Here is a 23,267-nt window from a genome sequence, read left to right on the forward strand (position 1 = left end):
CCATTACCCCTTGGGGTATCTGGACGATGGTAAGGCAGTTGTGGGCAGAGATAAAAGGTAGAAAACGCGCTGTAGATGATATCAAACATTACAGGCCCAGGCTTGTGGTGATCCCGCCGTTTAGGGGTTGTTGATACGTCGTCAACGGAGGGGTTACCCAGGATACAAGCCATTCCTGGGAACTTGTAGGGCAGAGATTCGCTTATGACCTTGTACGGGTGGAGGACTCATCAAAACTAGAAAATCCCTGTTCTTACAAGCAACTCGATGAATGGGCAACCTATGGTTCCGAGGTCGTAGCAGTGGCGGATGGCATAGTCGTTGACGTTTCTGATGGTATGAAGGACAATCCCGTTGGAAGAATATCCCTTTCGGTCAAGGAAATTTTAGGAAATTACGTTGTGATTGACCATGGAGGTGTTTATTCCCTCTACGCCCACCTAAAGAACGGTAGCGTGTCCGTAAGGCCTGGTGAGAGGGTAAAGGCGGGTACCGTTATCGGTCTCGCGGGAAATAGCGGTATGTCCTCCTTCCCACATCTGCACTTTCAGCTTATGGATAGGGAAGATTTTTATGATGCTGTAAGTCTGCCAGTGTTAATGCAGTACACTGTGGAAGGAAAAAACTGCAAAAAATATCCCTCAAAGAACGAAATCATATGTGGCTTAGACCCTCAGATACATCCCATTCCATAGCCACTTTAGTGCAAGAACGAGAGTCACACATATCACCAAGTAACAATTTAAGATTAAGGAGTTTTAAAGTTTACACTTAAAACATTAAATAAGAAGAGGATCACTTCATAGCATTCTCAAGCAAACTCAATCCCAATTCTAGATACTCCTTAGCTTTTTCCTCGCTCTTTGCCTCGCTGAATATCCTTATTATCGGCTCTGTTCCGCTAGCCCTAACCAGAACCCATCCATCCTCAAAGATTATCTTAGCTCCATCGGTCGTGTCAACCTTGTATCCCCTCTCCCTCGCCATCTCAGCAACCTTATTGACTATCCCATATCTATCCCCTTCAACGTGCCTCTTGGTCTTTATCTGGTAATACTTGGGAAGCTCATCTATAAGCTCGCTGAACTTCTTTCCGCTCTTTGCGAATATCTCGACTATCTTAGCTACCGTCATTGCACCGTCTCTTCCCAGGACGTGGTCAGGGAATATCACTCCTCCGTTCTCCTCCCCGCCTATCGTTCCGTTGTTCTCTAGGAGGGCCCTGGCAACTACTAGATCGCCAACCTTCGTCCTCATTACCCTGGCATTGTTCCTCTTAGCTATGTCATCCAAGAGGTTTGAAGTTGCAACCGTTGTAACCAGCAAACCGCCACCGTTCTCCCTGAGCACTGCATCAGCTACGAGGGCGAAAGTCTTGTCCCCCTGAATGAACCTGCCGTTCTCATCTATGAACACCGCCCTATCAGCGTCACCGTCCTGGGCCACTCCAAAGTCCGCCCCTAGGGCTTTAACTATCTCCATGAAGCCCTTCAGGTTCTCCTCGTTTGGCTCGGGATTCCTCGCGGGGAAGTGGCCGTCGGGATGAGCGTTAACTGAAACCACCTTACAGCCGAGCTCCCTCAGGAGGTACGGCAAAGTCAGGGAGCCGGCACCGTTTGAAGTGTCAACTACTACGAAAGGCCTCCTCTTCTTTATCGCCTCAACGTCGACCTTGCTCTTTATCGCCTCAATGTAGTCCTTGATTATGTCCTCCCTCCTAACCTCACCTATCTCCCACCACTTTGCCCTGTCGAAGTCTTCCTTGAAGAAGAGCTCCTCAACTACTGCCTCTCTCTCCTTCTTTAGGCCCATCCCGTTAGGCTCGAGGAGCTTTATTCCGTTGTACTCTGGAGGATTGTGAGAGGCCGTAATTACCGCCCCTCCATCGGCGTTGAAGTGCTTGGTCGCCCACTGAACCGCTGGGGTTGGAGCAATTCCTACGTCGATAACGTCACAACCAACGCTCAAGAGTCCGCTTATCAGCGCGTTCTTGAGCATCTCTCCGCTTACCCTCGTGTCCCTGCCAACGACGACTAATGGCTTCTTCCTTCCCTCCCTCTTCAGCATTGTTCCGAAGGCCATCCCTATCTTCAGGGCGAACTCTGGGGTTATCTTCTCGTTGGCAATGCCCCTAACTCCGAACGTTCCAAAGAGCTTGCCCATTTTATCACCTCCAGTGAATAATAAAGAAAAGTTAAAAGGTTATTCCCTTCCGTAATCGTCTTGTAGCCTGACTATGTCATCCTCTTCGAGGTACTCTCCTATCTGGGTTTCTATGACCTCCAAAATTACCTTTCCTGGGTTCTCGAGCCTGTGAACTACACCCGCAGGGATGAAGGTGCTCTCTCCAGGCCTCAGTATGAACTCCTTGTCTCCGACCCTAACCTTAGCGGTTCCCCTAACGACCACCCAGTGCTCGCTCCTGTGGTAGTGCATCTGAAGGGAGAGCTTCTTCCCTGGGAGAACCGTTATCCTCTTTATCTTGTACCTCTCTCCCTCCTCTAGAACCGTGTAGCTACCCCAGGGCCTATAGGCGGTTCTATGAACTACCGCCCTCTCGTCGTTCTGCTCTTTAAGCTTCTTGTAGACCTCCTTTACCTTCTGGGTCTCTCCCTTCTTCGCAACGAGCAGGGCATCTCCAGTATCTATTATCACGAGGTCTTCAACTCCAACCGTAGCGGTAAGTCTCTCCGTGAGGATTAAGTTGTTCCTTGAGTCAACATTTATATACTTGGCCTTGAAGCCCCTAACCTTTACCGCGTTCCCATTCTCATCCTTTTCTAGGGCTTCATAGACGGCATCGAAGCTTCCAAGGTCGTTCCAGTAGGTGTTCAGTGGAACTACGGCGGCCTTATCGGTCTTCTCCATTACCCCGTAATCAACGCTTATCTCCGGGGCGAGCTCGTATATTTCCTCTATGCTCTTCCCGTCCTCAAAAGCCCTGACAACTTCAGGGGCGTGCTTTTTAGCTTCCTCCATGAAGACGGAGGTCCTGAACATGAACATTCCGCTGTTCCAGTAGTAGCCACTCTCCACGTACCTCTTCGCGGTTTCAAAGTCTGGCTTCTCCTTGAACTCATCAACTAAGTATCCCAGGAACTTCCCTTCCACCTCTATCTTCTCCCCAGGCTTTATGTAGCCGTAGCCGGTATGAGGTTTAGTTGGCTTTATTCCGAAGGTGACGAGGTACTTCTCCGCGAGCTTTTCGGCCTTCTTAAAGGCCTCGATGTAGTTGTCGTTAACCTCAATTGCGTGATCGCTTGGGAGGACGGCAACCACTGAGTCACCGTAATTCTCGTCTATAACCTTGAGGCCCCAATATATTGCGGGTAGTGTGTTCTTTCCAATAGGTTCAAGGAGAACGTTTTCCTCGGGGACCTTAACCCCTAACTCGTCAAGATCGTCGAACACCCTAAATCGGTACTCCTTATTAGTTACAATGAATATTTCCTTCGGCTTCGAGAATAGTAAAGCTCTCTCCACCGTCTTCTGGAACAGAGATCTCTCGTTGAAAAACTTTATGAACTGCTTGGGCATCATCTCCCTGCTTAGGGGCCAGAGCCTTGTTCCCTTACCTCCTGCCAATATCAACGTCTTCATTCTATCACCTCCAAAACCTCCTCTATCGAGGAGACGTTTTTTGCCTTTTTATGCCTCAAATTTCCTATGAGAAACGCCTCATCCACGACATCGAACATGGGGAAGTCATTGTAACCGTCACCAACGGCATAGCTTTTAACTTGACCAAGCCTCCTATAAAAATCTAGGAGAATTCTTGCAGCCTTTCCCTTGTCAGAGTGCCCGTGGACAGCGTAAAACCTGCTTCCCATTGTAACGTTAAACCCTTTACCCCTGAGAATGTCCTGCCAGCCGTCCCTACTCCATGTGAATATCGTTTCGCTGTACTCCCTCTCCATCGCTAAGGGGACTAAGTCAAGGGGCATTTTCGTGAACTCCGCAACTTCCTCCTTCGTGGAATTTGCATAGTACTTAAGGCCATAGGATGTTTCTAGAGATTTCAGTTCTCTCCTTATCTCCTCAACTCTAACTCCCAGCTCAATAACTATGTAATTTCTGGTCTCTTTTCCCTGAATTGAAAAGGGAAAGTAGTCCTTCGGAATATAGATTGCACTTCCGTTTTCAACTATGAAGGGGGTTTCAACCTTAAGGTGCTCTCTGTAATACTCCTGCTCTGCCCTTGTCTTTGAAGAGTTGAAGATTATCTCATAGCCCCTCTTCTTGAGCTCCTTTATTATCGGCTTGGCGGGTTCTGGGTCGTACTCTGGAAGCAGGGTTTTGTCCAGGTCAAAAAATATGACCCTAATCATATCTCAAACCTCAGCAGAGTTTCTGCGTTGTCTTCAACTATGTCGAACCACTCCTTTATCGGGATTTCCTTGATCGGCCTCATTATCCTGGGCTTTGGAGGCTCTTCGCCTTCCTTGACTATGCCATGCTCCACCAGATCCGTTAGAATTCTCTTCTTCAAGCCCTTTGAAGCGAGCTTCGAGTGGTATATAGTTGCTAAGCTTAGCAGAATCATTTCCTTCACGTGCTCCTGACCCTTATCCTCGTGGAAGTGGGGATTCAGAGTTTCGATCTGGAATATCTCTATTCCCTGATCGAAGACGTCCTTGAACTCCTCAACTCCCTCCCACTTTCCGAACCTCTCAAGGAGGTATACAATTTCGTAGGGCTCTATGGAATAGCCCGTGGAGAAGGGCATTATCTCGGCAAGTTTCATTGTCATTGCGTGCTCTCCCGCGTTCCCTGTGACCATTATCGTCGTCTCAAATGCCGTCTGCTCGCTTATGAGCATGTTTAGGTAGTGGTTCGTAATCTCGCTGACCCTTCCCCACTTCTTGAAGTACAGGGTTCCCTTCGTGACCTTGGGCTTGTGCCTCCAGTGAAGCCTCACCATTGCATAGTCGCTCTCGCTCATCAGGAATCCCGCAGCGTAGTCTTTCACGTACTCGTTCACGGAGCCTGGGATGTAGTTGTCAGCATCAACAAAGCCGATGTATTCAGCCCCGATTGCCTTGGCCAGGAGTATTCCTATCAGCATTCCCTCGCCTTTTCCACTCCTTATGTTGCCATTTCCGTCAAGAATATCCGTGTAGCCAACTTCCCTGAATGCCTTAGCTAGCCCAGGATCCTTCTGGTGAACCATCATGACCTTGGAGTGAGTTAAGTTGTAGAAGTGCCTTACTAAGTCGACTTCCATCTTGTACCTGTTGGGCCCTTCTCTCTTGCTGTTTGAGACAATGATTATTGGGCACTTGTGCGGGATTGCCTTGAGAACACCGTCCACTAGGTGTAGCTTCTCGTTCTTCATGGGTACTATAACCGCCATCTTCCCCAGAGTTTCGTAAATTTTCTCCCTGGGGATATTTGTGATCGTATAAATTGGGACTTCCTCAGTTTCAGTATCCATTTTTATGACCTTTTGAAGCTCATAAATCGTTACAGCACCAAATATTTCCTTGTAAACAGGGGCCTCCAGAAGCATTCGACCACCCAAAGAAAATTAGAAGAGGATAGTATATAAATCAAGTGGTTTCTGAGATAAGCAACCCCGGATAGTTCCTATTAACATCCTTTAACGTCTATCTTCAATAATTATCAGGATTCATTCACGTTAAGTCCGTACAAGTTCGTGTTTTTCTTATCCTCATTTTTAGCTTACCCAAGATAGCCAATCTCTTCGTCATTCCAAGTTTGCACGCAATTTCGTTCTTCTTATACCAACACCCGAATGGACATGCCTTTAAATACCCAACAAGATCATACAAAATATACAAAATTTAATAAAGCTGATAGCAAGGGAAAAGCAAGAGATCATAGAGCTTTTACCCTGTTCTGTAAGTCAAGGCAAAAATTCCCCAGGGAAGTTGAAGGAAAAATAAGGGTCTTCCTTCCAGAATTTTAAGAATATGAGTTCTACCTCCGGAACCAATTCCACTAAGATTCTTAGTTTCAAGTTGGAGGCATAAGACGAGAGAAGTGCTATAAGACTAGCTGGATGCTTTCTGTGTGTGAAAGATATAAAAACTAGTTTGTCACCATTGTCCTCCTTTTAGGATCCTCTCTAATGCCCTATTAGGTGTCGATTAAATTAGAATTTCCTGAAATTACAGTGTCTTAGTCAATATATTGTTGAATAGTTCAATATATTTTCCGAAACTTTGAGATGTTGTGTCTGGTTTGAATCTTAACCAGGATAATTTTTTATATTAAAAATATTGCATGATATATAAGGCGAGAGCCCAATAGGGGTGGAAGAGCATGAGGAGAGTTGGAGGAAAAATATTAGTTTTCTTCCTTCTGTTATCTAGCGTTAATTTTGGGAACTTCGTCACGGGAGACCAAATGTGGAGGTATGATATCGTAGTAGATCCTTCAGATCGAATACTACTAGTCAGGGCCTTGATGAGCCCTGTCCCCGACTACCTTGAGATAAGACACGTCCCTCCAGGAGAACGTGTCGAAATAATATCTGCAGAAGGTTGTACCTTAATTGAAGTTCAAAGGTTTTCATGGAAAGTTACTAAACAAGAAGATTCGTGTACGATAAAATATAAGGTATACTATAGCTTGGATGATATCAAAAAAGCAGGTTATCATAAGAATGCCGGAATAACTGATACTTATGCCGCAATAGGGCTTGAACATGTTCTTTTATACTCTCCCTCAAATTTAGATATACAAGTTCTAGTTACAATACATTCTCCAGAAAAATGGAAGACTTACTACACCAAACCAACTATACGCGGTTCAATGAAGGAAATATTGCGAGGCAACGTTATAACTGGTGAGCCATTATATGAAAAATCCATAGTAAGTATGGGGAAAACATACACATATATAGTCTTTAAGAAACCCAAGAAGGATTATAAAGATGGATTCATAAATCAGGTTCCAATCAGGTACTATTACCCAGAGCTTGAAAGGGACACAATAGCTTATCTGAAATCAGTATCGTTTTATTTTCAAAAATTAAGTCAGATATTTAACTTCACTCCCGACATTGAGAATATTCTTATAACTCCGGCATCTAGGATAACGCCCTATCTTAACGGTCATGGTCTAGATTATTCTTTAAGAGAGGACCATATAGCCCACCATATAGTTCATCTCTGGACGACTGTCATGGGAATCACAACCTTTTCACCAGATCCAAGAAAGAGCTGGACCTTGGATGAAGGCATTGCGAATTTTTATTCTTTTCCCCTAGCATACGAGTACACAAAAGAAAGGAGATATCTCGGACATCATTATCTGTACTACCTGCTCTATGTTAGAGGCTGCCAAGAGAGATTAAAGAGGTGGGATCCGAACGATAGATATATTGAGCAAACAAAAAGTTACTTGTATGGGTACATAGTCACTTTTTATCTTTATGAAAAATTGAAGGAAGTCGGAAAAGACTTTGGAAAGATCTATGGAGAGACAATATCCAAGCATAAGTTTGAAACGATTTCATTTGAAGAATTTTTGGACATAGTGGAATCAGAAGGTGCAAAAATTGATAGAGATGCTATCTACAACTTTGACATTGATATATCTAAATATGCAAAGCAATACTATCCATATTTCAATGATACACTAAAGTTCTTTGTCCTAAATCATGAAGCCCCTCCAGATCTTTACTATGCTATGATTGATATTGAAGCAAGGTTTGGTAACCCGGAGTATACCCCCTATCTATATTCAGATTACTTTACCTCCTACTTCCTCACGGACAATTACAGGAACTTTATAGCAGAGCTTAGAAAGAGGGACAGTATAACTAAAGAAGAATTTCTTGATTTACTGACTAAATTTGGTGGAAAAAGAGATTTCTTTGAGTTCTACTCAAAAAATGCCCCAATAAAACCATCGATTGAGGCTATCAATCTCTGGCTTTCAGGAAAATACTCCGAAATAGTTAGGAAAATCAATTACGTTATTCATATTTCAGAAAAGTTAGAAGATTATGGTGTTGAAGTGGAAGAAAAGGAGATTGCAAAAAAGGCTTTAGATGCACTTTTAGCTGGAAAGTTCGATGAAGCTGAAAATATGATAAACGATGCGATAAGGGCACTAAACACAAGGTTCTCCGAAGACAAAGATGGGGATGGAGTAATTGATATAGCGGAGAAAATACATGGAACCTCCCCAAGTTCCCCAGATACGGATAATGATGGCATACCTGACCGGTTAGATGTTAACATAGAAGCTGATGGAGTATTAGATGATTGGAACACTATATACTCATCAGTACCATTACAAAGTTGTGAGATTTTGGAGTTGAGAGCATATAATGATGGAACGTACATACACATCGGTATCAAGCTTTCCAAGCCTGTATATGAGTATGTGGGTTATTCATTATCTTTTGGATTTGATGACATTCCTTTTATTGTCTTTAACAGAAATTCATTCTGGGGAAATGAGCTAACGAGAGAAATGTGGACTGGAAATATATATCCAAACAGTTTTGTATTTAACAATACTATAGAAGCAAAACTTCCCTTGAAAGTCATTAAGGAGTGGGAAGAATATTCTGGTGGGGAGTTTCAAAGGGTTTGGGTTATTTTATCACCCGAAAAAGGACAAAGATGTATGACATGGTTGTACATACCACAGCCTTTGAATATGACCAACTTTAAGATTGTTTATGGAGAGGGTAGAGTGGATAAAGAGTTTGCAAGCTTCCTTCAGAAGGAGGGATATGGTACTGCAGTTCCAGACTCCGAAAATCTAAGTCTAATCAAAAGCAATCTAATTCTAGTCGGTGGTCCAGTAGCAAACAAATTGACAAGAAAGTATCTTTATATATTTCCAGTTGAAGTCTCAAACACTTGGCCTGGGAAGAAAAGAGGAGTACTAATGGCGAAATTATATGAGAACAGGCTAGTAGTTATAGTAGCAGGCTCAGATCGTTGGGGAACAAAGGCCGCTACTTTGCTTCTTTCAAAACTTGGGTACTTGCCCAATATGCCAGTTGTAGTTGAAATGATAAATAACAACACCATAAGAGTTCTAGATCCATATAATAGTGCAATAGCTAATCAGAATACATGAACTTGACAAATCCCAGTCTAGAAGATCTGCTATGGAGTCCCAGGCGGGATTTAAATCCGCGACCTTAGGACATAGAACACGTTTGTTTTTTAACAATTATTTATATTCAAGAAACAACTACTCAAAAACTGCATGAACTTGTATAATTATCGAACGATGTCATTTAAGTACACCAGTTAGTTCCGTGAGAAAGCATGGATTGTTGGATAAATTTCTCCGAGAACAAACCATGCAACTGTTCTTGAGAACTGTCGTCAAAGGATCCAAAAACAACTTACTTACCTCAAAGCTTCCAGAAGCATTCACCCAAAAAATATTTCGCGTGAGAGTATATAAAGGACCTGCCCACATATTATATCAGGTGCTAAACAATGCCTAAGGTCACAGTTAAAGTTTTTGCTACCCTCATAGAAATAATAGGGAAGAGAATACTTGAGGAAGAGGCTTCAACAGTCAAGGAGCTCCTTGAGAAGATCTACGAAAAGTATCCAAAGGTTAAGGAGGAACTCGAGGAAGGGTACATTATCCTAGTAAACGGCCACAACATTGAGCACCTCCAGGGCTTAGAAACACCTTTAAAGGAGGGAGATACAGTGAGTATATTTCCACCCGCCGGAGGGGGTTGAATGAAGTTTCATCTTTGGGGGGCTAAAGTTTCGATAGACCCGAAACCCGATCTCAAATACCTGTATATAGAAATAACGAACCGTTGCAACCTTAAATGTGAAATGTGCTTCAAGCAATATTGGGAGGATGAAGAGGGAGACATGGACTGGGATCTCTTCTTGAAGATCCTTGATGACGCCAAGGAGTTTCCTGACTTAAAGATGATCTACTTTGGAGGAATCGGAGAACCGGCAGTTCATCCAAGGTTTATGGATATGGTTAGGGAGGTAAAGAGGAGGGGCTTTGCCCTTGGAATGAGTTCAAATGGTGTTCTCCTGACTGAAAGTATTCTGGAGGAGTTCGTAAGGCTTGGAGTTGACCTGATATACTTCTCCATGGATGCCATACCAACTGCGTCCGATATAATAAAGCTCGGCCACGTTACTTCAAAGGTAGTTGAAAACAGGATAAAGACCCTCGTCAGGTTAAAGGAGAAGTATAAGACTGAGAAGCCCGTTATTGGCGTTGAAGTTGTTGCAACAAAGGAGAACTACCGGCAACTGCCGGAGATGGCCCTCTACCTTAGGGAGCTTGGCGTTGATTCTATGCTAGTCTCAAACTTGCTTCCAATGACAGAAGAGCAGGCAAAGCTGACAGTTTACGATGGTAGTGTTGACATGGATCCCATAGTAAGGGAACTCCAGAGGATAGCAAGTGGAGGCCCTTTCATGAAGATAGCTGAGTTCAGGCTTAGGACAGAGAGGTACTGCGAATTCGTTGAGAACAACGTTGCGGTAGTCAGGTGGGATGGGGAAGTTTTCCCCTGCTACCGGTTCCTCCACACTTACCCAGAGGTTATATTTGAAAGGGAGAAGAAAGTTATAGCCCACTCCTTCGGGAACGTTAAAGAGAAAAATCTGAAAGATATATGGATGAGCAGGGACTTTGTATGGTTCAGGTTTATAGTCAGGGCCTCAGCTTATCCGTCCTGCATAGACTGTCCGCTGAATGATTCGTGCTCATTTGTTTTAGATACAAGGCAGGACTGCTGGGGTAACTCACCGAGCTGTGGTGACTGTCTATGGGGAAGAGGAATAATTCTCTGCCCAATTCCAACGGAGTACATGGGGAAGTTCTTATAGTATTGCCTAGGGAAGAGTGGAAGAAGCTAAAGAAGCTCGATGTAGAGACAATACTTAGGGAGAACATCGGAAATGTTGAAGAAACTTTGTTAGCTGAATACGAGGAGTTCCTGTTAAGCAAGAAGGCAAAACTGGAAGAGAAATTGCAGGAGATTGAAAAAGACTTAGAAAGACTGAGGAAATTCTATGAGAAAGCTTTGAAGGACAAGGAGTTGATGATGAAGGAGAGAGACAGGCTTAGAAGGGAGAACAAGGAGCTAACTGAAAAGCTGAGGCTAAAAAGATCTCGCGGATAGTCTTGGATTGTACTCAAGGACTATCTGTCCATCTTTGAACACCCTTACGGTGCCACTTTCAGAGAGAGTTATTGCTATGGCCCTAGTTATCTTTGTAATGGCTGCCGAAGCTAGATGCCTACTGCCCAGCCCTTGGGGGAGAGTTACTTCAAGGCTCTTTGGATCGACATCTAAATATCTGCCTGCGGCCAGTATTCTGCCCTTCGAAGTTATTATGAAAGCACCGTCAAGGAAAGAGAACTCCTTTATTATGGGCTTGACCTTTGGATCTAGGATGTTTAAATTGTGACCCTTGAAGGGGTTTGGAACTATTTGATGTGAATGCTTCATGACTTCCTTCGTGTCGCCCACAACGAAAATAGTGCCAACTGGCTTTCCTTCTCTTCCCTCTATGCTAAGCTCAATAGCGATCTCCAGAGCTCTCTGAACTATCCCCTCATACCTATCAAAAAGCTCATTACTAACGATGCTTCTCTCCTCAACTCTCTTAATGCCAAGTGAATCCTCGGTAACGTACACGAACAATTCCCCCTTCTCTATAATCCCCTGCCCCTTCAGAAAGGCAGCAACTAAATTAAGGAGGTTGCTAAGGCCTATGGAAAGGGGCAGAGGGAGTTTCTTGATATCATCCCTTTCTATATCAAATTCCCTACCAACTATTATTACAGGACCTTCAAACTCTACTTCAATGTCTTCAATTGGAGGATAGACTAACACAAGTGCTTTTGCATTTATCTGCCTTGCCAGGTCTTTCGCCTTCTCTAATAGAACCTCGTACGTTGCCACTTCCTGCACCACTGAATATTTTTCAGCTCAGCTTTATAAGGGTTTACTAAATTTAAACCAGCTGGTGGATCTGATGAGGATAATAGTAGCAATAACTGGCGCAAGTGGTAGCATTTATGGCATAGAACTTTACAGAACTCTCAAAGCTCTGGGTCATGAAGTAATACTCCTAGCATCAGAAGTTGGAAAGAGGGTAGCAAAATTTGAAACCGGGATAGATTTAAAGCCAGATTACGAGGAGTATGATCTGTTTGCTCCAATAGCATCTGGATCATATATGTTTGATGCTATGGTCATAGCTCCATGCTCGATGAAAACTCTTGCTGCAATAGCGAATGGGTGTTCTTATAATCTAATAACGAGAGTTGCCGATGTGACACTAAAAGAGAGGAGAAAGCTTGTTCTTCTTATAAGGGAAACCCCGCTAAGTTTGGTGCATATCCAAAACATGTTGAAAGTTACCCAAGCTGGAGCCATAGTTATGCCAGCATCTCCAGCATTCTATACAAAACCTCAAACACTAGACGACATAGTAAGGTTTATAATTGGGAAAATCCTCGACATATTGGGGATTAACCATAATCTCTATCCAAGGTGGGGGGTCGAAAATGCCGAACACTCAGCTGGACGATCTTGATAGAGCAATATTAAGGTTACTAAAGTCAGATGCGAGACTTACAATAGCGGAAATTAGTAATAAAATAGGGAAACCGGAGTCAACTGTTCATTTTAGGATCAAAAAGTTGCAAGAAAGAGGAATCATTGATAAATATACAATAATTCTGGGGGAGCCCCTGAAGCCTAAGTATCTGGCTTTTATAATACTGGAGGTTGGGAGACCAATAATTGAGGATTTCTTGGACAGGTACGTTGAGTATATAACAAAGACACTGTCCGCTCTTCCTGGGGTTCTTTTCGTGGCAAAAAGTGGTGCAGACAAGATAATAGCCCTCGTTGGCAAGAACGATAAGGAAGAGCTGATGAACTTCATAGAGGATAACATAAAGAGCATCCCCACACTAAGGAATGTTGTAGTCCTTCCAGTCTCGGAAATTAGAAAGGGGGAGGATATAGCCGGCTTCCTTGCGGAGGTCTGAGAATGGAAATAGAGATCAAATTCAAGGTAAACTTCGATGAAATCAAGAAGAAAATTGAGGCCCTTGGCGCTCATTTTTCCCATTTTGAGGAGCAAGAGGACGTTTATTTCAAAGTCCCCAGACCAAAGCTCCTCCGGGTTAGGACCATCAACAACCTCAGCGAGTATTATATAACATATAAGGAAATTAAGGACGAAAGAAACGAGGAGTTCTATGAAATCGAATTCAAGGTAGAAGATTTCCAAAAAGCTGTGGAAATGTTCAAAGGGCTTGGGTACGAAGTTGAAGCAGTAGTAAAAAAGAAGAGATGGATCTACAAGCTGAACGACGTTACTTTCGAGCTGAACAGAGTTGAAAAAGCTGGAGACTTCCTGGATATAGAGGTAATCGCCGAGGATCCAGAAGAGGCCAAGAGAAAAATATGGGAGGTCGCTAAAAAGCTTGGATTAAAGGAGGAAGACGTAGAGCCAAGGCTGTACATAGAGCTTGTCAACGAGTAATCTTAACCTGTTGCATCAGCTCCAGAGGCTCAGGGTGCTTCTCGAAGTACTTCCTCACGGGTTCAAGCAGGTCTATGAGGTACTCAGCAACGGCATTCTTCAGGTCAAGTGGGTGTAGCTTGCCCTCGGCGAAGTCCCTCTTTAGCTCTTCAAAGGTAGTGTAAGTGATATCCCCTCCAAACTTCGCGGGCCTGTGTATGGTGAACTCCGTGGGCTCTTCACGGAAGATTATATACTCAGCCCAGTCAAGAACAGGATTGTACCTGACTTCTCTTGCGGGACAAAATGCTTTCCTGAGCTTCTGCTTGATCTCTTCAGGACTGTCGTGGATGAATACAGCTGAATATGGCTTGCTTTTGCTCATCTTCATCTGGGCCTTTATCTCCTTGAACTCTTCCTCGCTTTCAATGGGCCACTTCGGTGGCTCCTGAAGTCCGAGGAGTAAGTGGTGGTGAACTGCAACGGGCTTAAGCTTCTCCCCGTTGTGGATTATCGGGTGGTACCTCAGCTTTTGAGCAACCTCAATTGCGATAACGTGAGCTTTCCTCTGATCCATTCCGGCGTGAGCTATTGTGACTCCTTGGTAAAATATATCGGCAACTTGCATCATTGGGTAAATCAGCTTGGCGAAGTCTATTGCCTCTCCCATCTGCCTGCCCATTATCGTGATCGAACGCATGACCCTGCTTAGGGTCACGTTCTTTGAAATGTCAATTACCGTCTGCCAGTAGTCCCCGTTCTCGAGAATTTCACTTGCTAAAACGAACTCCACCTTCTTTGGATTTCCGCCCATAACCTCAATGCTCCTCTCCATCCCGACCTTGAAGTACTTTAATGCCACTTCCTGAATCGTTTCAAGGTCTCCCCCAAGCTTGTCGTTTATCCAGCTGTGCCAGTCAGCTAGGAAAATCCTAGTCTTTATTCCAGCCTTTTGGAAGTCGGCTATCTTAGCTCCAGCCATTAATCCGGTGCCGAGATGAATGTAACCGCTTATCTCAAATCCAATGTAGTGCTGAAGGGGAGCACCAACTTCAAAGAGGTACCTCAAATTCTCAACAGTCAAAACCTCTTCAGTGGGCTTTTTCAGGACTAAGTTTATTCTCTCCTCAATGTCCATACTCACCACCAGCTTCATAAAGGATTATGCATTTAAGGGGTTTTCGAGGATGATGAGCCCTTGCACTGCTGAGGGGTGATGATGCTGGACCAAGGCTGAAGGTGGTTTCATGATAAGAGAATTGTTGTTGCTTATCCTCTTGTACTCCTTCAAACTTATCATCTCCTTGTTTGGGTTCATGGTAAGAATATTCTTGATCCCTCTTAAGAAAACGATCGATCTACCAGAGAACAGGAGAAAGACAATTGAAGCATTAATTGAAATTGTGAGGTATATTCTGGCGGTAATTCTAGCGGTAAAGATCAGCGGAATCTTGAGAGCATTTCTGGTGTTCCTTGGGTTTAACAGCGGAGTTAGTCTTGGTAAGAGAACAATATACTCAGCCCACGACATTAGCGTGCTGAGAAAGCATAGAGAGGACAAGTTGCTTGGCCCATTTGCGGCACTATCAACAGTCATGACTATAGTAGAAGTTTCAATATTCGTAGCTTTAACTCTTGCTTCCAAGGTTCTCACACCCTCAACAACGATTCTACATTACTGGATCCTGGGATTGGCCTATGGAGTTGCATATCTTGCAGTGTCTTACGGAAACTTAGGAGTACTCCAAAGGAATTCGCTTTTCCTGCTGATTTTCTTTGGGATTAAAACAGGAAAAGCTAAAGCAGAAGAAGTGTCCCAGCGACTATCAAGAAAACTCCCAGGGCTGTTTTTAAGGTGATATTTTCTCCCAGAATAAGCCAGGCCAGAATTACGGCTAGGGCAACGCTCAGTCTGTCTATGGGGGCTACAATTGATACCTTTCCAAGCTTAATAGCTTTAAAGTAGAATAACCAGGATAGAGCCCCTGCTATGCCAGAGAGAAGAATGAATGCAAATTCTTTCCCATTTATTTCCTTTAGCTCGCCCTTGGTAATGACAAGCATGGTCAAGAAAGTAGCCATAACTATAGCCCTAACGGCAGAAGCCAGTTCCGGGCTTGTAGTTTTAAGGCCGAGTTTACCAAAAATTGGGACTAGAGAAGCAAAGAACGCAGATAGCAGAGCGTAGGCTATGTAGTTCATCCTTGGGCCTCCCTTATTGCCTCTCTAACGAGTTTCTCAGCTTTCTCCATTAACTCTTCAGCTTTCTCTTGGGTTTGGGCCTCTAATGTTATCCTCATTATTGGCTCGGTTCCGCTCGGCCTAAATAGGATCCACCACTCCTCATTTTCTATCCTTACGCCGTCAATATCTATTAGTCTCTTGTACTCAAAGCTCTCCAAAGCCCTCTTCGCTATTATCTCCATTGCCTTCTCCTTCAACTCATTTGGGCAGGGTATCTTAGCCCTTAACGTTACGTACCTTGGCACTTCCTTTGCAAGCTCGCTTATCGGGCCGAGCTTATCTATCATCTCAAGAACGAGAGCTCCCGCAAATATGCCATCTGGCGTTAAGTTCCACTGGGGCATTATCCACGTCCCACTCGGCTCTCCACCAAAAACACCCCCATGTCTCGCCAGCTCTTCAGCAACCGCAACGTCACCAACCTTAGTCCTAACTACCCTACCTCCAAGATCCCTAATGTAGTCATCCAAGGCGAAGCCAGCATCCACGGTTGTTACCACTATCCCCTCCCCGTACTTCCTGAGCATGTAGCCCGCGATAAGGGAGAGCATGACCTCGTACTCAACGAACTTTCCAGTGTCATCAACAACTCCAATCCTATCGGCATCGCCATCATGGGCTATTCCCACGTCAGCGTTCATTGCCTTGACAGTTTTGGCTAACATTTCAAGGCTCTTTGCGTTGGGCTCGAGCTCTCTAACAAAGAACCCACTTGGATGGGAGTTCAGACTTATAACTCTATTCCCGAGCTCCCTTTGGAGGTAGGGACTTAAGATCGAGCCGGCCCCGTTGCCTGTATCAACAACAACTGTGTAGGAATCTTCAAGACTTACCGTTTTCAGGGCTTCCTCTATGTACTCTTCTCTGGGATCTTCCCTAGTCAGCTTTCCTATCTCGTTCCACGGAACTCTCTTAAACTGACCAGAATCCATTATCTCCTCAAGCTTCCTCTCCCTATCCGGAGTGTATGCCATCCCATTCTTGTCCCAGACTTTGATCCCGTTGTATTCCGGAGGATTGTGGCTCGCCGTTATCGTTACCCCCGCATCAGCCCCATAAAGCTTAATGGCGAAGCCAGTAAGGGGTGTCGGAGCAAGACCTATATCGATCACGTTAATTCCAGTAGCGAGGAGGCCACTTATGACAGCATTCTTCAGCATTTCACTGCTTGTTCTCGTATCTACTCCAATAACGACGGTTCCTTCACCAAGATATGTACCCAAGGCCAAACCAGCCTTCAGGGCAAGCTCCGGAGTTAGCTTTTCATTAACAACCTCCCTTATTCCACTTGTTCCGAAGTACTTACCCATCCCGAACCCCCCACAATTTTATCTTTGTAAAATATCGTCCCTTATCCTAACTAAAGCTTTTGCCCTTTCAATGGAAACAGGATTCTCGGTAATTCCACCTTCCTTAACCCACGTTCCAACTATAAATCCATCCGCGAATTTGGCAAGCAAGGGCAGATTCTGAGGATTGACACCTGAACCGACTATAACTGGAACTCTACTTACTTTTTTGACAGTTTTAAGATCATTTAGGCTGACTTCACTTCCTGTCCTAGAACCGCTCACTATTACCGCATCCGCCCCTCCCCTCTCCACGGTATCGAGGACTGCATCCTCTAAGCGAGAGAAGTGAACCGCGTGCTTGACGTGAACGTCGGCAAAGACTTTGACCCCAGGAAGTAGTCTCTTCACAAGCGCTAGATCCCTAGCACAGCCCTCTATTATTCCTTGGTCGGTGAAGGCAACTCCCGTGAGAACATTAACCCTAATGAACTCAGCCTTCACGGAATACGCTATTCCATATGCAGCTATGCAATCATTTCTTAGCACGTTTATGCCTACCGGTATAGACACCTCTCTGCGAACCTCTTTAGCAACAACCGTAAAGGCAGCAACTGTCTCCTTCCCAACTTCCTTGGCAAATGGGTAGTCCCCAAAGTTCTCAACTATTATGGCATCAAAGCCAGCCTCCTCATAAGTCCGTGCATCCCTTACGGCGTTCTCAATAGCATCCTCAAGATCTCCCGAGAACCTGGGGGATCCTGGGAGGGGTCTTAGATGGACAACGCCTATTAGGGGCTTACTCTCGAAGTTCATGGGTTGAATTAAAAAGTTAGAAGTGTAAAGCTTTTCGGTGGTTAAAGGTGATAGACGCTCACGCTCACATTGAATTTTACAAAAAGGATCACGAGGAGATAATTAGAGAAGCCCAAGAAAAACTCAGGGCGATAGTTGACTCAATAACCGAGTACAGGAAAACTCATGTCTGGAAGAGTTGGGATCTGCTGAAGCACTATTTCGGCTTTATCTTCCCTACTCTGGGCTACCATCCAAACGAGGCTAGGAGGGGGAATTGGGAGAAAGTAAGAAAGGTGGAGGAGTTCATCAGAGATCATGCAGGGGAGATATATGCCATAGGGGAGATAGGCCTAGACTATTTCCATGCGAAAACTGAAAAGGAAAGGGAAAATCAAAGGAAAATATTTGAACACTTCTTGGAGCTCGCCGTGGAGTTAGATTTGCCAGTTGTAATTCACGCAAGAGATGCCGAGAGGGAAGCTTACGAGCTCGTGCAGAAGTACGGCGTTAAAGCCTATTTCCACTCCTATACGGGACCCACAGACGTTGCGAAGGAGATAGCTGAGAATGGACACATAATAGGGATAGTTACCGGCATAGTCTTTATTCCTGAAGTTAGGGAGGTTGCTAAGACCTTAGATATTGAAAACCTCGTTGCTGAGACTGACTCCCCCTATATGAGCCCCTACAAGGGAGAGAGGAACAAGCCGTGGTACATAAGGGTTGTCATTGAGGAGCTTTCAAAGCTCAAGGAGATTCCGGAATCTGAAATAGAAAGGATAACAGAGAAAAACACAATAGATTTCTTCTCGCTTCTTCTATAACGAAATTCAAACTTTATTCTTTCGCTTTTCGGACATAAGCTTTTTAAAGCACTCCCTCAAAAATTAGGTTGGCCTAATAATATTGGGAGGTGCCTAATTTGTACGTGCCACTGACGGCATTAAACGAGGGAGAGGCAGGGATTGTCGTGGACATTCAGGGAGGGCCCAACGCTAGGGCGAAGCTGATAGCCATGGGAATAGCCCCAGGAGTCACGGTTAGAGTCATTAAGGGTAGAGGACCCGGTCCCATGATAATAGCCGTTGGCTCCTCGAGAATAGCAATTGGCTGGGGAATAGCGAGGAAGATAATCGTCAGGAGGGTTTGACGATGCTCAAGACGATAGCCCTCGTTGGGAATCCAAACGTTGGGAAGACTACAATATTCAACGCTCTTACAGGATTAAGGCAACACGTAGGTAATTGGCCCGGAGTCACCGTGGAGAAGAAGGAGGGAATATTCAAGTACAAAGACAAGGAGTTCTTGGTAGTGGATCTCCCAGGAATTTACTCAATGACCGCCCATAGCGTCGACGAGCTAATAGCGAGAAACTTCATCCTTGAGGGGAACGCTGACGTAATAGTGGATATAGTAGATTCTACATGCCTAATGAGAAACCTCTTCCTCACCATGGAGCTCTTCGAGATGGGAGCTAAGAACGTGATAATAGCCCTCAACAAGTTCGATCTCATAAAGAAGAAGGGCGTTGAGATAGACATAAAGGAGATGCAGAAAGTCCTTGGTGTTCCTGTAGTTCCCACGAACGCGAAGAGCGGGGAGGGATTGGAGGAGCTGAAGAGGCTAATAGTGATGATGGCCGAGGGCAAGATAACCACTAACCCCATCATTCCAAGGTACGATGAGGACATCGAGAGGGAGATAGAACACGTATCCCAGGTTCTAAAGGGAACCCCACTGGCCGAGAAGTACCCAATAAGGTGGCTCGCCATAAAGCTCCTTCAGAGGGACGAGGAGGTAATAAAGCTCGTTCTAAAGTACTTGGGCCAGTCCAAGATGGACGAGATACTCAAGCACATAGGCGAGCTCGAGGAGAAGTACAAGAGATCCCTCGATATAGTGATGGCGAGTCAGAAGTACGAGTTCCTTGAAGAGTTGCTGAGGAAGTTCGTGAGGCACCCAGTTGAAATAAGGGAAACCTTGAGCGATCAACTCGATAAGCTCTTGACTCATCCAGTTTACGGCTTAATATCCATGGTCATCGTGTTCTACATCCTGTTCCAGTTCGTGTTCACGCTTGGCGGGCCCTTACAGGAGTGGCTTGATTCAGCGTTTTCGTGGCTCGGAGAAGCTATAGCACCTCACATAGCCAATGAAACCCTTAGGGGCCTCATAGTGGATGGAATCATCGGTGGAGTTGGGGCAGTACTGAGCTTCTTCCCGCTGGTGTTCCTGCTGTTCGTCGGCATGTCGATACTCGAGGACACTGGGTACATGGCTAGAATCGCTGCGATGATGGAGAGGTTCCTGAGGGTGTTCAACCTCCCGGGGAAGGCAATAATTCCAATGGTGTTGGCGTTTGGCTGTAACGTTCCCGCGATAATGGCAACGAGAACCTTGGAGAACGAGAGGGACAGAATATTAACGATGCTCGTGAATCCGCTAGTCCCGTGCGTTGCGAGAATGGTAGTAATAACATTCCTCGCTGGAACGTTCTTCCCAGACAAAGCGGCCCTGGTAGCGATAAGTATCTATGCGATAGCGATAGCTCTAGCATTAATATCAGCGTTAATCCTGGGCAAGTTCTTCATCAAGGGGGAGGAGAGCCCGTTCGTCATAGAGCTGCCAGAGTACTCGATACCCTCATGGAAGACCGTGATAATCCACTCCTGGGAGAGAAGCAAGGAGTTCCTTAGGAAGGCAGCAACGGTAATACTCTTAGGTTCGATCACAATATGGTACCTATCGAGCTATCCTCAACCAGTAGGAACCGGCTTAAGCTATGCGGAAAGGCTTGGAAGGGCCTTTGAACCGATAGCTAGGCTGATGGGTCTAGACTGGAAGGCGGCGGTAAGCCTAATCTTCGGAATAATAGCAAAGGAGAACGTTATAGCAACGTATAGCGTCATCTATGGGGTGAGTGAAGAATCATTGGCCGGAGCGATGGCTCATGCCATGACTCCCCTCCAAGCCTACGTCCTCGCACTGGTAACGACGCTATACCTGCCATGCATAGCAACGCTCGCCGCGATAAGGGCCGAAGGGGGAAGTAAGTGGATGATAGTTGCCGCGGTATACAACTTAACACTGGCCACCGTCGTAGGAATGCTTGCTTATGCCATAGGCTCGGTGGTCTGAATGGGGAAGCTCGAGGAGCTACTTGAGCTCATGCAGAAGGGAACGTACACAACGGAGGATATAGCTAGGAAGCTCAATGTATCCAAGGAGGAAGTTAAGGGAATGCTCGAGATACTTAAGTCCATGGGCTACGTAAAGGAGATACAAACCGTGAGCTGTGAAAGCTGTCCTTTAAGAAAAGTGTGCCCGGGGAAGTGCGTTAGAAGTGGAGTCAAAGCCTATGTTCCTTCATTTGAATTGTAACTTTTTCCTTTCTACCCCTTATCTCCACTTCATGGAGGCACAACTCTTCCCATTCGCCATGGCACAACTCGGTAAACCTCAACCTTATCTCAGGCTTTTCTCCCTTGAATTTTGATTCAAGCTCAGCTCCCCTAACTTCAGCTCTAAACGCTACTTCAAGCTTCTTGCCATCTCTACTTTCCCGGAGACCCTCAACGGTACCTTCCCTTACAAAGGGAAGTTCAGTCGTTGCAGAAATATCCTTCTCAGCGGGTAGGTATATGGTGACACTCTCCGGTATGTAAGGAGAGTGTCCATAGAACGCAACCATTATTGAACCCCCTTTTATCCTGGCTTCTCCAACGTTTCTCTTGCCCTTTACGATTGATATTTCAAGGTTTTCCTCTGATTCATGAAATATTTTAACTAGCGTTTCAAGCAACTTTTCTTCCCTTGCTCTAACTCTCACAAGATCCCATTCTCTTCTGTACCTGAGGGGGAGCCTCTTTCTGGGCCACTCAAACACCAGCTGATAGTTTCCCACTTCACTTCACCCTACTTAATTATTTTACCCCCATAAATTATCTAATCAGTTGTGGTTTTGTTAGTATGTGTTAATAAATTTTTCTCTGGTGTGTAATTAACTAAAAAATAAAGTTCTAAAATCTAGAACCTAAGAAACCATTAAGGTTTATCCTCTGCTCAAGCCATTCCCTCACGAATCCCGTAATCACGAGTGGAACTTTTTTCAATTCATGAATATTTTTTGCCCCGACTAGGAACATTGCATTTTTTAGCTCCTCTACATATCCCAGAATAACCCTTTTTACCCCTTCAACATCTCCCTTAGCGGCTGGCCTGAGAACGGGCAAAGCAATTCCAACCAACGTAGCTCCCATTGCAAGAGCCTTCGCCATTGTAATCCCATCCCTCATTCCGCCACTTGCTATTATTGGAAGGCTTGTCCAGTACCTAACCTCGGCAAGACTTATTGCAGTTTTAATCCCCCAGTCCCAAAACCTTAACGCTAACCTCCTTCCCACGTTATCCTTCGCCCTGTAATATTCGACACCGCTCCAGCTCGTCCCACCAAGACCGCTTATGTCCACTGCATCGATGCCTATCGCCTCCAACTTGACTGCAACCTCCCTAGATACTCCTGCCCCTGTTTCCTTGGCTATAACCGGATAATCTATGCTAGACTTTATCTCTGCTAAAGCCTCTAGGACACCTGCAAAAGTCGTGTCTCCTTCGGGCTGGACGCTCTCTTGAAGGGGATTCATGTGGATGGCAATTGCATCTGCTTCGATCTTTTCTATCGCGTAGAGAACTTCCTCAACCCCATACCTTCTCATTGCATTCTTCCCGAATTGGGGAGCACCAAGGTTGCCAACGAGAAATACATCGGGAGCAACGTCTCTAACGTAGTAACTCTCCCAGGTTTCGGGTTTCTCAATCATCGCCCTCTGACTTCCGACACCAAAGGGTATGTTGAGTTCCTGGGCTGCTTGAGCTAAAGTTCTGTTTATCTTCCAAGCTATTTCTCCCTTTCTCGTCCCGCCGGTCATTCCCGTAATCATTATTGGGTAATCAAATTTTCTCCCCAGGAATTCCACTGAGAGATCTATTTCCTCCTTATCAATTTCAGGGAGGCTCATGTGAATTAGGTGAACATCTTCAAAGCCATTCGAAACATGAGCTTGGACATTCCGCTTAAGGCAGTGTTCTATGTGCTCAAACTTTCTAAGAACAGTTATCTCTCCGTCCATGCAGATCCCCGGATAACGCTCCGGTCAGAAGCTTATAAGGTTATAGGAGCTCTGTAAACATGACCTGTTATTCCCACTATCAACGTTCCTCGTCTGATGTAGTTAGTGCTATTTGGTCTAAGATATGTGTATGCCCCTCTACTGTTGAATTTTGAACGATAGGTAGTTTGAAAACACAGAACCACGGGGATTGATTTAAATATTGGTGGACCGGGCGGGATTTGAACCCGCGGCCTCCGCCTTGCGAGGGCGGCGCTCTCCCAGGCTGAGCTACCGGCCCACTCCCGATAACCCTAAACTACAGAAGGCTTTAAAAGCTTTTGGAGGATGCATTA

At 45.1% G+C, this 23,267-nt stretch carries 24 protein-coding genes and 1 tRNA gene; 13 read left to right on the forward strand and 12 right to left on the reverse strand.

Going from position 1 to position 23,267, the window contains the following annotated elements; all coding sequences use genetic code 11:
- Positions 1-218: 218 nt before the first annotated feature.
- A complete protein-coding gene (locus A3L04_RS08740) occupies positions 219-695 on the forward strand; it encodes a M23 family metallopeptidase (RefSeq protein ID WP_068577269.1) in 477 nt (158 codons plus the stop codon).
- A gap of 100 nt (positions 696-795) precedes the next feature.
- On the opposite strand, the gene glmM (A3L04_RS08745) is transcribed toward A3L04_RS08740, so the two are convergent.
- Genes glmM (A3L04_RS08745) through mpgS form a run of 4 tightly spaced genes read right to left on the reverse strand, consistent with a single transcriptional unit; the run spans position 796 to position 5,509 of the window.
- On the reverse strand, positions 796-2,163 hold the full coding sequence (gene glmM / locus A3L04_RS08745) for a phosphoglucosamine mutase (RefSeq protein ID WP_068577271.1): 1,368 nt from the start codon (positions 2,161-2,163) through the stop codon (positions 796-798).
- A gap of 39 nt (positions 2,164-2,202) precedes the next feature.
- A complete protein-coding gene (locus A3L04_RS08750; protein WP_068577273.1) occupies positions 2,203-3,600 on the reverse strand; it encodes a mannose-1-phosphate guanylyltransferase/mannose-6-phosphate isomerase in 1,398 nt (465 codons plus the stop codon).
- On the reverse strand, positions 3,597-4,328 hold the full coding sequence (mpgP, locus tag A3L04_RS08755; protein ID WP_068577276.1) for a mannosyl-3-phosphoglycerate phosphatase: 732 nt from the start codon (positions 4,326-4,328) through the stop codon (positions 3,597-3,599). Before mpgP ends, A3L04_RS08750 begins: the two co-directional genes overlap by 4 nt.
- Entirely contained in the window at positions 4,325-5,509 is a 1,185-nt protein-coding gene (gene mpgS / locus A3L04_RS08760) for a mannosyl-3-phosphoglycerate synthase (RefSeq protein WP_068577278.1), read from the reverse strand. The genes mpgP and mpgS overlap by 4 nt, the downstream gene beginning before the upstream one ends.
- A gap of 776 nt (positions 5,510-6,285) precedes the next feature.
- On the opposite strand from mpgS, the gene A3L04_RS08765 reads away from it, so the two are divergent.
- From A3L04_RS08765 to A3L04_RS08780, 4 genes are all read left to right on the forward strand, one after another.
- Positions 6,286-9,066, forward strand: a complete 2,781-nt coding sequence (locus A3L04_RS08765; RefSeq protein ID WP_068577279.1) for an S-layer protein — start codon at positions 6,286-6,288, stop codon at positions 9,064-9,066.
- Between the two features lie 371 nt (positions 9,067-9,437).
- Positions 9,438-9,692: a ubiquitin-like small modifier protein 1 gene (locus A3L04_RS08770; protein ID WP_068577281.1), complete on the forward strand. Its 255-nt coding sequence runs from the start codon at positions 9,438-9,440 to the stop codon at positions 9,690-9,692.
- The gene (locus A3L04_RS08775) at positions 9,693-10,814 is read left to right on the forward strand and encodes a tungsten cofactor oxidoreductase radical SAM maturase (RefSeq protein ID WP_068577282.1); all 1,122 of its coding nucleotides are present in this window, start codon (positions 9,693-9,695) and stop codon (positions 10,812-10,814) included. It abuts the gene before it with no gap.
- On the forward strand, positions 10,754-11,110 hold the full coding sequence (locus tag A3L04_RS08780) for a hypothetical protein (protein WP_068577284.1): 357 nt from the start codon (positions 10,754-10,756) through the stop codon (positions 11,108-11,110). Before A3L04_RS08775 ends, A3L04_RS08780 begins: the two co-directional genes overlap by 61 nt.
- Here the strand turns inward: A3L04_RS08780 and A3L04_RS08785 are convergent.
- Complete coding sequence (locus A3L04_RS08785) at positions 11,090-11,908, reverse strand: DNA integrity scanning protein DisA nucleotide-binding domain protein (RefSeq protein ID WP_084448868.1); 819 nt, start codon at positions 11,906-11,908, stop codon at positions 11,090-11,092. The genes A3L04_RS08780 and A3L04_RS08785 overlap by 21 nt on opposite strands.
- Positions 11,909-11,969: 61 nt before the next feature.
- Between A3L04_RS08785 and A3L04_RS08790 the strand changes: the two genes are divergently transcribed.
- Genes A3L04_RS08790 through cyaB form a run of 3 tightly spaced genes read left to right on the forward strand, consistent with a single transcriptional unit; the run spans position 11,970 to position 13,493 of the window.
- A complete protein-coding gene (locus tag A3L04_RS08790) occupies positions 11,970-12,533 on the forward strand; it encodes a UbiX family flavin prenyltransferase (RefSeq protein ID WP_068577287.1) in 564 nt (187 codons plus the stop codon).
- Positions 12,505-12,993, forward strand: a complete 489-nt coding sequence (locus A3L04_RS08795; protein ID WP_068577289.1) for an Lrp/AsnC family transcriptional regulator — start codon at positions 12,505-12,507, stop codon at positions 12,991-12,993. The genes A3L04_RS08790 and A3L04_RS08795 overlap by 29 nt, the downstream gene beginning before the upstream one ends.
- Before the next feature lie 2 nt (positions 12,994-12,995).
- A complete protein-coding gene (gene cyaB / locus A3L04_RS08800) occupies positions 12,996-13,493 on the forward strand; it encodes a class IV adenylate cyclase (RefSeq protein ID WP_068577291.1) in 498 nt (165 codons plus the stop codon).
- On the opposite strand, the gene A3L04_RS08805 is transcribed toward cyaB, so the two are convergent.
- Positions 13,483-14,610, reverse strand: a complete 1,128-nt coding sequence (locus A3L04_RS08805; protein WP_068577293.1) for a tyrosine--tRNA ligase — start codon at positions 14,608-14,610, stop codon at positions 13,483-13,485. The two genes, cyaB and A3L04_RS08805, sit on opposite strands and share 11 nt — an antisense overlap.
- 109 nt (positions 14,611-14,719) lie before the next feature.
- Between A3L04_RS08805 and A3L04_RS08810 the strand changes: the two genes are divergently transcribed.
- The gene (locus A3L04_RS08810; protein WP_068577295.1) at positions 14,720-15,331 is read left to right on the forward strand and encodes a hypothetical protein; all 612 of its coding nucleotides are present in this window, start codon (positions 14,720-14,722) and stop codon (positions 15,329-15,331) included.
- Here A3L04_RS08810 and A3L04_RS08815 read toward each other — a convergent pair.
- Genes A3L04_RS08815 through A3L04_RS08825 form a run of 3 tightly spaced genes read right to left on the reverse strand, consistent with a single transcriptional unit; the run spans position 15,270 to position 17,821 of the window.
- Complete coding sequence (locus A3L04_RS08815; RefSeq protein ID WP_068577297.1) at positions 15,270-15,674, reverse strand: EamA family transporter; 405 nt, start codon at positions 15,672-15,674, stop codon at positions 15,270-15,272. The two genes, A3L04_RS08810 and A3L04_RS08815, sit on opposite strands and share 62 nt — an antisense overlap.
- Positions 15,671-17,026 (reverse strand): phosphoglucosamine mutase, encoded by a 1,356-nt coding sequence (gene glmM, locus A3L04_RS08820; RefSeq protein WP_068577299.1) that lies wholly within the window; start codon positions 17,024-17,026, stop codon positions 15,671-15,673. The genes A3L04_RS08815 and glmM (A3L04_RS08820) overlap by 4 nt, the downstream gene beginning before the upstream one ends.
- An 18-nt stretch (positions 17,027-17,044) precedes the next feature.
- Entirely contained in the window at positions 17,045-17,821 is a 777-nt protein-coding gene (locus tag A3L04_RS08825) for a BtpA/SgcQ family protein (protein WP_068577301.1), read from the reverse strand.
- 47 nt (positions 17,822-17,868) lie between these two features.
- Between A3L04_RS08825 and A3L04_RS08830 the strand changes: the two genes are divergently transcribed.
- The 4 genes from A3L04_RS08830 to A3L04_RS08845 all read left to right on the forward strand — a co-directional run bounded on the left by A3L04_RS08830 (position 17,869) and on the right by A3L04_RS08845 (position 21,184).
- Positions 17,869-18,627, forward strand: coding sequence for a YchF/TatD family DNA exonuclease (locus A3L04_RS08830; RefSeq protein WP_068577303.1), 759 nt, complete (start codon positions 17,869-17,871; stop codon positions 18,625-18,627).
- Between the two features lie 98 nt (positions 18,628-18,725).
- A complete protein-coding gene (locus A3L04_RS08835) occupies positions 18,726-18,953 on the forward strand; it encodes a FeoA family protein (RefSeq protein WP_068577305.1) in 228 nt (75 codons plus the stop codon).
- 2 nt (positions 18,954-18,955) lie between these two features.
- Positions 18,956-20,941 (forward strand): ferrous iron transport protein B, encoded by a 1,986-nt coding sequence (gene feoB / locus A3L04_RS08840; RefSeq protein WP_068577307.1) that lies wholly within the window; start codon positions 18,956-18,958, stop codon positions 20,939-20,941.
- Positions 20,942-21,184: a FeoC-like transcriptional regulator gene (locus A3L04_RS08845; RefSeq protein WP_068577309.1), complete on the forward strand. Its 243-nt coding sequence runs from the start codon at positions 20,942-20,944 to the stop codon at positions 21,182-21,184.
- Here the strand turns inward: A3L04_RS08845 and A3L04_RS08850 are convergent.
- The 3 genes from A3L04_RS08850 to A3L04_RS08860 all read right to left on the reverse strand — a co-directional run bounded on the left by A3L04_RS08850 (position 21,153) and on the right by A3L04_RS08860 (position 23,212).
- Positions 21,153-21,707 (reverse strand): hypothetical protein, encoded by a 555-nt coding sequence (locus A3L04_RS08850; RefSeq protein WP_068577311.1) that lies wholly within the window; start codon positions 21,705-21,707, stop codon positions 21,153-21,155. The two genes, A3L04_RS08845 and A3L04_RS08850, sit on opposite strands and share 32 nt — an antisense overlap.
- 115 nt (positions 21,708-21,822) lie before the next feature.
- A complete protein-coding gene (gene fni / locus A3L04_RS08855) occupies positions 21,823-22,932 on the reverse strand; it encodes a type 2 isopentenyl-diphosphate Delta-isomerase (RefSeq protein WP_068577313.1) in 1,110 nt (369 codons plus the stop codon).
- A gap of 203 nt (positions 22,933-23,135) precedes the next feature.
- A tRNA-Ala gene (locus A3L04_RS08860) sits at positions 23,136-23,212 on the reverse strand.
- Between the last annotated feature and the right edge of the window lie 55 nt (positions 23,213-23,267).

It is taken from the genome of Thermococcus chitonophagus (genome assembly GCF_002214605.1).
Classification (GTDB): Archaea; Methanobacteriota_B; Thermococci; order Thermococcales; family Thermococcaceae; genus Pyrococcus; species Pyrococcus chitonophagus.

Bases quoted from the DNA above. Each gene is read 5' to 3' on its own strand.
- glmM (WP_068577271.1), bottom strand. From the start codon at position 2,163: ATGGGCAAGCTCTTTGGAACGTTCGGAGTTAGGGGCATTGCCAACGAG.
- A3L04_RS08750 (WP_068577273.1), bottom strand. From the start codon at position 3,600: ATGAAGACGTTGATATTGGCAGGAGGTAAGGGAACAAGGCTCTGGCCC.
- mpgP (WP_068577276.1), bottom strand. From the start codon at position 4,328: ATGATTAGGGTCATATTTTTTGACCTGGACAAAACCCTGCTTCCAGAG.
- mpgS (WP_068577278.1), bottom strand. From the start codon at position 5,509: ATGCTTCTGGAGGCCCCTGTTTACAAGGAAATATTTGGTGCTGTAACG.
- A3L04_RS08765 (WP_068577279.1), top strand. From the start codon at position 6,286: ATGAGGAGAGTTGGAGGAAAAATATTAGTTTTCTTCCTTCTGTTATCT.
- A3L04_RS08770 (WP_068577281.1), top strand. From the start codon at position 9,438: ATGCCTAAGGTCACAGTTAAAGTTTTTGCTACCCTCATAGAAATAATA.
- A3L04_RS08775 (WP_068577282.1), top strand. From the start codon at position 9,693: ATGAAGTTTCATCTTTGGGGGGCTAAAGTTTCGATAGACCCGAAACCC.
- A3L04_RS08780 (WP_068577284.1), top strand. From the start codon at position 10,754: ATGGGGAAGAGGAATAATTCTCTGCCCAATTCCAACGGAGTACATGGG.
- A3L04_RS08790 (WP_068577287.1), top strand. From the start codon at position 11,970: ATGAGGATAATAGTAGCAATAACTGGCGCAAGTGGTAGCATTTATGGC.
- A3L04_RS08795 (WP_068577289.1), top strand. From the start codon at position 12,505: ATGCCGAACACTCAGCTGGACGATCTTGATAGAGCAATATTAAGGTTA.
- cyaB (WP_068577291.1), top strand. From the start codon at position 12,996: ATGGAAATAGAGATCAAATTCAAGGTAAACTTCGATGAAATCAAGAAG.
- A3L04_RS08805 (WP_068577293.1), bottom strand. From the start codon at position 14,610: ATGGACATTGAGGAGAGAATAAACTTAGTCCTGAAAAAGCCCACTGAA.
- A3L04_RS08810 (WP_068577295.1), top strand. From the start codon at position 14,720: ATGATAAGAGAATTGTTGTTGCTTATCCTCTTGTACTCCTTCAAACTT.
- A3L04_RS08815 (WP_068577297.1), bottom strand. From the start codon at position 15,674: ATGAACTACATAGCCTACGCTCTGCTATCTGCGTTCTTTGCTTCTCTA.
- glmM (WP_068577299.1), bottom strand. From the start codon at position 17,026: ATGGGTAAGTACTTCGGAACAAGTGGAATAAGGGAGGTTGTTAATGAA.
- A3L04_RS08825 (WP_068577301.1), bottom strand. From the start codon at position 17,821: ATGAACTTCGAGAGTAAGCCCCTAATAGGCGTTGTCCATCTAAGACCC.
- feoB (WP_068577307.1), top strand. From the start codon at position 18,956: ATGCTCAAGACGATAGCCCTCGTTGGGAATCCAAACGTTGGGAAGACT.
- A3L04_RS08845 (WP_068577309.1), top strand. From the start codon at position 20,942: ATGGGGAAGCTCGAGGAGCTACTTGAGCTCATGCAGAAGGGAACGTAC.
- fni (WP_068577313.1), bottom strand. From the start codon at position 22,932: ATGGACGGAGAGATAACTGTTCTTAGAAAGTTTGAGCACATAGAACAC.